At 40.5% G+C, this 7661-nt stretch carries 6 protein-coding genes; 1 reads left to right on the top strand and 5 read right to left on the bottom strand.

The annotated features are described in order from the left end of the window. Positions 1–372: 372 nt before the first annotated feature. The 5 genes from nagA to agaR form a co-directional block, all read right to left on the bottom strand. Entirely contained in the window at positions 373–1554 is a 1182-nt protein-coding gene (nagA, locus tag ND16A_RS02090) for an N-acetylglucosamine-6-phosphate deacetylase (RefSeq protein WP_033079105.1), read from the bottom strand. Beyond that, the gene (locus tag ND16A_RS02085) at positions 1541–2485 is read right to left on the bottom strand and encodes an ROK family protein (protein ID WP_235282239.1); all 945 of its coding nucleotides are present in this window, start codon (positions 2483–2485) and stop codon (positions 1541–1543) included. The genes nagA and ND16A_RS02085 overlap by 14 nt, the downstream gene beginning before the upstream one ends. Positions 2486–2496: 11 nt before the next feature. Continuing rightward, positions 2497–3621, bottom strand: coding sequence for an SIS domain-containing protein (locus ND16A_RS02080; protein WP_033079106.1), 1125 nt, complete (start codon positions 3619–3621; stop codon positions 2497–2499). 201 nt (positions 3622–3822) lie between these two features. Beyond that, the gene (locus ND16A_RS02075; RefSeq protein WP_033079107.1) at positions 3823–5103 is read right to left on the bottom strand and encodes a D-tagatose-bisphosphate aldolase, class II, non-catalytic subunit; all 1281 of its coding nucleotides are present in this window, start codon (positions 5101–5103) and stop codon (positions 3823–3825) included. A gap of 37 nt (positions 5104–5140) precedes the next feature. Beyond that, positions 5141–5911: a transcriptional repressor AgaR gene (gene agaR / locus ND16A_RS02070; protein WP_033079108.1), complete on the bottom strand. Its 771-nt coding sequence runs from the start codon at positions 5909–5911 to the stop codon at positions 5141–5143. Positions 5912–6118: 207 nt separating this feature from the next. Here agaR and ND16A_RS02065 point away from each other — a divergent pair, with 207 nt between their 5' ends. Then, positions 6119–7444, top strand: a complete 1326-nt coding sequence (locus tag ND16A_RS02065) for a sugar MFS transporter (protein ID WP_033079109.1) — start codon at positions 6119–6121, stop codon at positions 7442–7444. Positions 7445–7661 lie beyond the last annotated feature (217 nt).

Genomic DNA, 7661 nt, shown 5'->3' on the forward strand with positions numbered 1-7661 from the left:
TTCAACGACTAATGCTATTGCATCAAGCTTAAATTCTTTTGAATATTTTTTACGTGCTGTCATTTTTTTTCTCCAGTTAAGTCTATTATCTCTTAACTGGGGTAGTCGAATCCATTAAACCACGTCATTCTTATCTGGATTACCAAAGTCCAAATAACTTTGAAGCGATGATAAACAATTTAGATATGGTTGCTTAACTGGGGTGACTGAATTTGGTTGACCAGGTCACGCTTCTACGATGGGGTTAAAATGACTTTATGCTGCGGTAAATAATGTAAACATAGAGTGACTATGTTTACATTATTCTCCTTGCCTAAAGGCATTTTAATTCCCACTGAAATCGAGCACTTTGAATGGTTACGGATATCAGCGCTATTTACTTGTTTCAGTTTCTTCGTTGCAGTAGGCAACGGTTCCATCAATTATCGTTGCCTGCACTTGAAAGTTGTTATCAACTAGCGTCATGCACGCTCTTTTTCCTACTTTGATACTGCCTAATGAGTCTTGAACATTTAAGAACTCAGCGGGGATCAAACTTGCCATATGAACGGCTTCAAGCGGAGGGATATCAGCAAGTGATATTAAATTAGCAATCGCTTTTTCCAGGGTTAACGTACTACCCGCGAGTGAACCACTTTCAGTGCGAGCAACGCCTTCAAGCACTTTTACGTCTAACATACCTAAGCGATAGGTACCATCTTTCATGCCGCCAGCAACAATACAATCACTGATCAGCCCCATTTTTTTTGCGCCTTTCAATCGATAAATTAGTTGTAAAATTGCAGGGTGTAGATGAACGCCATCAGCGATCACTTCAACGTAAGCATCTTCTTCTAATAATACCGCACCAGCGCAACCAGGATCACGATGATGAATGCCTTTCATACCATTAAATACGTGTACTCCACCGCAGGCTCCTGAGTGTAAAGCATCACAAGTTTGTTGATAATTGGCATTAGTATGACCTAGCATGGCTTTGATGCCTTTGCTGGTTAAGTATTTAATAATATCTTCAGAATCAGGCAGCTCTGGTGCTAAGGCAACGACCTTTAATGCACCTTGAGAAGCCGCTATGATGGCATCTATATTGTCTTTACTCAGAGGTAAAAAGTACTTTTCATCGTGAGCACCTTTATGATCTTCGGTAAAAAATAACCCTTCGTTGTAGGCACCTAATACCTGCGCGCCACTAGGCTGGTTTTGATAGGCTTCACCAATAGTACTAAAGGCGGCTAACGTATTGTCCCAAGTAGAGGTTACTGTGGTGCCAAGAAAGCCAATAACCCCATGCTTAGCTAACGAAGTTGATATGGTTTCAATGGATTCACGTTTAGCATCCATAATATCGCAGCCTTCTCGACCATGGATATGTAAATCTAAAAATCCTGGTAGTAGTTGGCAATTGTCAAAAGAAAAGACAGGGATATTAGCGTCAGCACTTTTATCAATCGACGCAATGATGCCATCGGTGATCAGTACAAAGTGATCATCTAAAATAGCTTCTTCACTAAATACCTGCTTAGCGCGTATGTAGTATTGGTTAGGTAATATCATGTTGTTTTCCTAAAATAGCAGCACCACGTACACCGCTAGCATCACCAAAAACGGCGCGTTTTATCAGCGGTGACGTTACACCTTTAAATAAATGTTGTTCAATGGCTTTAGGTAATGCTTGAATAATTTCATCAATTTTTGAAAGACCACCACCTACCACGATAGCATTGGGATCATAGTAAAGCACGAGAGACGCAAAAGACGACCCTAATAAATCCATATAACAGTCGAATGTTTTTTGGGCAATAGGGTTTTCTTTTCGTAATTGCTCAACGAACTCTGTTGTGCTTTCAGTGCTAGCACCAAAAAACTTATAGAGCCAACCAAGACCTGGGCCTGCAATATAGCTTTCAATACAGCCCCGTAAACCACAGCCGCAATCGCGAACGGGTAAGTTATATTGCTGTAATAGCTTCCCTGAAGCTGCTATATGACCATATTCACCGGCAATGTTATTAGCGGTTTGTAACAGCTTGCCATTAATGCATAGTCCGCCGCCAGCACCTGTGCCAATAATAGCACCGTAAACGACAGGTTGATTATCGCCAGCGCCACCATAACTTTCAGACAGCGCAAACAAGCGACAATCATTAGCAATGGATATTTCTCGACCGACACGTTTTTGTAAATCTTGCACGATAAATTTCCCTGTCGCGCAAGGAACGTTAGCAGATTTGACTTTATTTTCATTATCAATGATGCCCGGCATACCAATGCCAATACTGCCGCGTTGTCCGCTTAGTTCATCAGCCTGTTTAATTAGCCCATGAATGGCATCAAGAAATTCATCATAGTTCTGCGTAGGCGTTTCGATACGCCAACTCTCAAGCATGGTTAATTCAGAGTTGAAGATACCAATTTCTATTTTGGTACCTCCAATATCTAAACCATAATGCAGAGGTGAAATTTTTTGTCTATTTGTTGGTAACATGAGAACAACCTTTACTCAGCTTTAAGAGGATATAAAGTCACCCCTTGAACCACACGGTTTACTTCACCTGTAGGGCATGGATTGTCAGGTGTAATATTTGCTTGCATTGACTTGAAAAATGCAAGTATTTGACAATAAAGAATATAAGGTAAACCGGCCCAAACATCGATAAGCTCTTCTGAGTGCGCAAAACTTTCTTTGGTTAAGGTAGTAATGGCTAACGCTTGATCATCGCGATGTAATTCAGCCAATAAGTCTTGGTCATATTGTTTAGTATAATCATCGCTTGACGAGAAGAAGATAACCTCAGTGGTTTCATCCATTAATGATTTTGGTCCATGACGAAAGCCTAATGGACTTTCACAATAGCTTAGTACTTGTCCAGCGGTAAGTTCAAGCACTTTAAGAGCGGCTTCTCGCGCAATACCTTGTAAACCACCGGCGCCTAAAAAGACTAAACGTTGCGTTGACAAGGTTGCTTTTTCTTTTAGCGCTTCAACATTGTTAGTGATAAAGCCTTCTGCCCATTGTGCGGCAATTTCCACTTGCTCTGCTTGTGGTGCAAAAATGGCTAAGGTACTAACAAGCATTGAGGTGAAGCTGCTGGTCATGGCAAAGCTTTGATCCAGTGTGCCTTCAGGCATTAATAATGAGAAGGCATTATCTTGACCTTGAGCATTAGTCGCTAACGCGCCCTCAGGGTTACAGGTGATCACTAAGTGATAACAATTATCAACGACTTGATCGGCTAATTTAACAGCGGCAACACTTTCTGGGCTATTGCCTGAGCGGCCATAAGAAATAACTAGCGTTGGAATGTTTTTTAATAAATATTGTGGTGCATTACTGACAATATCTGTGGTGCTGATCGCTTCAACTAAACGGCCTGTTTGTTGGCTTAAATGTGGTGCTATTGCATCACCAACATAAGCTGAGGTGCCAGCACCTGTTAAAATAATACGTAAATCTGATTGCGCTAACAATGGTGCTAACCAAGCATTAATGTCAGCTCTATTGCTATCAACATTTGCTGCTGCTTCACGCCATATACGAGGTTGCTGACAGATTTCTTTCGCTGTCCAATAGCCATTTTGAGCTTTTAATGCGTCTTCAGTGTAGGTTAATAATGTTGTCATGGGGATTCCTAAATTGGTTGATTATTTTTCGTAATGATTATGCAACCAGAAAAACTAGGTGGTTTTTCAATAGCTTAAATAGCAATAACATTATGGTTTTCTAGCGCACACCTGTTATTGCTCAATCTAGCCTCTTGTGTTGAAGCGTCACCCTGGTTGAAGTTCAACCATTCATTAATCTGATTACTTGTGCTGTATTTTTTACTGTTTCCAGCACGCTTGAGCGTATGATTCTGTCACTTGTTTTATTTTAGCTTTGACTAACTCTTCAGGGGTTACCGTTAAGTCGTTATTTCTAATGGCACGGTATTGCTCCGGTAAAAATTGACTAATTAGCGGTAAAGGAATACCTGAGTTGGTTAGGTTGTCAAACAAGCAATCAACGGCTTCTTGTATGCGAGGTTGACACCAGTAATAACGAATTCTATCGCTGTAACTATAGCGGCGATAAAGTGTGCCTTTACTCGCAGGTACAGGGTAAAAACGCTGCCAATTTTTTGGTACTTCAAGCATTTCTTGCTCGCATACCTCACGTAAACATGAGCGTTGCTCTACCGGGATTAATTCATCTTCTATATAGGATAATGCAAAAATCGCTTCGCGCATGGCTAGCGTTAATTGCGGGCCTACTTTTAAAATACCAAAATGGTCTTTAATCAAGGCTACATAGGCTTCATCATTTTGGTAATCAGAAGAATGCGCTTCATAAACAATATTTGGCAGCGTTGTTACACACGCTTTAAGTGCTTGTGCTTTTTCTGACTCGTAGTCGATGATGCTAGTATGATCAAATTCAACACCAGGTTGCACAACTAACGCAATAACACGTTGCCACGCATCTTCTAGCCCAAGCTTTGCAAAAGCATCTTGATGTAAAGCTAACGTTTGTTTTACTCGGCTTACCGGGGTTAATTCTAATTCTTCAATTTCTTCGGCCGCGCCACCTGGAGGAGGCACTTCTGTGCCCACTACATAAACTAGATCAGACTTACCAAAGGTGTCAATCGCGGTTTTTTCGGCAACAGCACATAATAATGCCGCTCGCTCTGCGACAACTTCATCAGGTAAACATTGTGGATCATCAGCGCAGCCCATGCTGGTATCTAAATGAATTTTTTTAAAGCCGGCAGCGACATAGGTTCTAATTAACTCTTCTGCTTTAGCCATCGCTGATTCGGCTGGTTCATCAACCCAACAGACTGGACCTAAATGATCACCACCAGGAATGATACGTTCACGTGGGTAACCCTTGCTGTCTGCTATTTTGCCAATAAACTCTAGAAAGTCTGCTGGTAACATGCCGGTATAACCACCAAATTGATTGACTTGGTTGGCGGTCGCCTCAATTAGAATTGGTGAGTCATCGGCTAATGCTTGCTCGATGGAAGCTTCTATAACAAGTGGGTGAGCAGAGCATATTGCATATATGCCACAATTTTCACCGTTTCGATTTGCTTTAAGAACGTCTATTATTTCTTTCATTTTTATTCCTTAATCAGTTAGGAGGTCGCTAGTTTCTTTACTCGTCGACAATAATTAATTGAATGCCTGCAAGCGTGAATGCCTTTTTGTATTCAGCGGGAATGCCTTTGTCGGTAATGACAGTGCTAACCTTGTTGTATGCTTGAACAATGTAACAACTACGTTTACCGAATTTAGATGAATCCGTGACAACAATAATTTGGGATGATTTTTCACACATTAAACGGTTTAAGCTGGCTTCTTGCGCAAAGTGTGTGGTGATACCGGCCGCTAAATCAAAGCCATCAACACCAAGTATGACTTTATCAAAGTGACAATGTTGTAAACTGCTTTCTGCTTTATCATCAAAAAATGATAAAGATTTTTGTCGTAAGGTACCGCCAGTGACCATTATTTCAATATCGACAATTTGAGCGAGTTTAGCGGCAACATTTAAACCATTGGTTAATACTTTCAATTGCTTATGTTTGCAAAGTTGCAAGGCAATTTCTTCTGTTGTGGTGCCAGAGTCCAAGATAATAGCGTCACCATCGAAGATCAATTTTGCCGCTTCGGTGGCAAGTTGCTGTTTTATCGCCTGGTTTTTAGTTTGTTTTTGGCCAATCGATAATTCTTTTATAAAGCCCGTAGGTAAAATGGCACCACCTCTTGAACGAACCAGCAAGCCCTTGTTATCAAGGGAGTTTAAATCATTTCGAATAGTCACAGTTGACACTGAATATAAATGTGCAAGTTCATCGACAGACACTTTGCCTGTTTTACTGGCTAGCCTAAGAATTTCATTATGTCGTTCAATGCTACTTAACATTATTATCGTCGCTCATATTTCGGTCTCTTGCTAAGATGTCTTCTTGTCTGATAACATACTAGCAGAATAAAGCATTCTTTCAAAGGTTTTCGTTTTACTAAATAAAACCAACCGAAAGTTGATGTGATAGTAAAATTGGATTTATTAAATAATTGCAACCATGAATTATTAATAAATTGTCTTGTAATTAACGAGTTGAGAAGAAATATGGACGCTACATATGATAATACACAGGCTAGACAATCTAGCTTGATCCCTATGGCCATCGTTGGTGGGCTATTCTTTGTCTTTGGTTTTGTCACTTGGCTAAATGGCTCTTTAATCCCTTTTTTAAAAATTGCTTGTGAACTCAACCACATGGAGGCTTATTTAGTTACTATGGCTTTTTATATTGCTTATACCGTTATGGCTTTGCCAGTATCGGCAGTATTGAAACGAACCGGATATAAAAATGGTATGGTGTTGGGCTTGTTGGTGATGGCGGTCGGTGCTGTTATTTTTATCCCCGCAGCCCAAGAACGTATGTATAGCATATTTTTAGTGGCGTTATTTATTCTCGCCTCCGGTTTAACCATGTTGCAAACAGCCGCTAATCCTTACATTGTCTTGTTAGGTCCAAAAGAGACCGCAGCAGTACGTATCAGTATTATGGGTTTGTTAAATAAAGGTGCGGGTATTATTGCTCCCATTGTTTTTACAGCTTTTGTGTTAAGTGATATGTCTCAGTTTGATGAAACACGCTTAGCTACGCTTGATGAAGTAAAGCGTAATGCTGCACTCATGGACTTGTCCAGTCGCTTAGTGACTCCTTATATCATCATGGCAATAGTATTGGCTATCTTAGCGCTAGTAATAAAATTCGCTCCTTTACCTGAGCCGGTACTTGAAAGTGATGAAAATGACGGTGATAGTAAATGGGCTATCTTACACTTCCCGCAATTAATTTTTGGTGCCTTAACCTTGTTTTTTTATGTTGGTGTTGAAGTCATCGCTGGGGATACTATTGCCTTATTTGGTCAGGAGATGGGGGTGACTAACTTTGGTCAACTGACGTCTTATACTATGACATTTATGGTGGCAGCATATCTTATTGGCATGGTGGTAATACCACGATTTATTAGTCAAGAAACCGCGTTAGCACTCTCAGGTGCCTTAGGTATTGTATTAACGATATTATTATTAACTGCCTCGGTCGACAGTGTGAGTGTTTGGAATACTCTATTTTTCTGGACGGGCGCGCCTGAAATTCCGAATGTGGTGCTTTATGTCGCTTTATTAGGTTTTGCTAATGCGCTTGTTTGGCCTGCTATTTGGCCTATGGCATTAGATGGCTTAGGTAAGCATACCAGTACTGGGTCTGCGTTATTGATCATGGGGATTTCTGGTGGCGCATTAATGCCTCTGTTATACGGCTATTTAGTTGAATCTACGGGTAATTCACAAAATGCATATTGGATCATGTTGCCTTGTTACTTGATTATTTTATGGTACGCATTACAGGGACATAAAATTACCAAATGGTCTATTAAATGATAATATACCGTTCCAGTTATACCCGTTCTCAATGAAATAGTATGTTTCAGTAGAAAAGTAAACGCTGGGTTAGTGCTGATATAAACGATTGTGAGCTTACGGCGGGATAGTGTGACATGGCAAGTTGAGTTATTTAGAATGGCGCTAACCCAGTCTATGACTGAGTTATCTCTTGATTTTGTTGGTAGTTCCAAGGGAGGTAATGCTCAGGATTTTC

The sequence above is a fragment of the Thalassotalea sp. ND16A genome (assembly GCF_000764205.1).
Lineage (GTDB): Bacteria > Pseudomonadota > Gammaproteobacteria > Enterobacterales > Alteromonadaceae > Thalassotalea_A.